The 755-nt window shown below is 46.5% G+C and carries 1 protein-coding gene; it reads right to left on the minus strand.

Features of this window, described 5'->3' with window-relative positions:
• Window positions 1–147 precede the first annotated feature (147 nt).
• The coding region (locus tag R7O13_RS26435; RefSeq protein ID WP_318305150.1) for a uracil-xanthine permease family protein at window positions 148–755 on the minus strand (608 nt) is incomplete at its 5' end.

Raw genomic sequence — 755 nt, forward strand, 5'->3', positions numbered from 1 at the left:
TGGTCTTGGTGATGCAGGTGATAAGATTTTCGGTACTAAGTAATTAGTTACTCCGAATAAAACAAAGGCTTGGTTTTCACCAAGCCTTTTTTGTTGCTGTTTATTTAGAAAGGTTAAAGTGCGCCACTTAAAAGTCGCACAGTCGAATTACTTCGCGCTTTCTTCTTCCATTTGAGCGTTATCAACCACGTGGTTTTCACCAAGGTCGTGTGGCAGCACTAGGTTAAGAAGGATTGCCACGATACCACATAGGCTTACACCTTGTAGGCTGAACTCGCCGATACCGAAAGCCATACCACCGATACCAAATACCAGTGTGACTGCAACGATCACTAGGTTACGAGACTTGTGTAGATCAACGTTGTTTTTAATCAGCGTATTCAAACCGACGGTTGCGATAGAACCGAACAGAAGAATCATGATGCCGCCCATTACTGGCACAGGAATGGTTTGCAGAATCGCACCTAGCTTACCTACCAGCGCAAGAACAATAGCGGTAATGGCAGCCCAAGTCATGATTACAGGGTTGAAAGCTTTGGTCAGCATTACCGCGCCTGTTACTTCACTGTAAGTAGTGTTTGGCGGCGCACCAACCATTGATGCTGCAATTGTCGCGATTCCGTCACCCGCGATAGTGCGGTGTAGGCCTGGTTTCTTCAGGTAGTTTTTACCCGTTACATTTGAGATAGCCAACATGTCACCCACGTGCTCTACCGCAGGAGCGATTGCAACTGGGATCATGAATAGAATCGCGT

The organism is Vibrio sp. Y176, assembly GCF_033438945.1.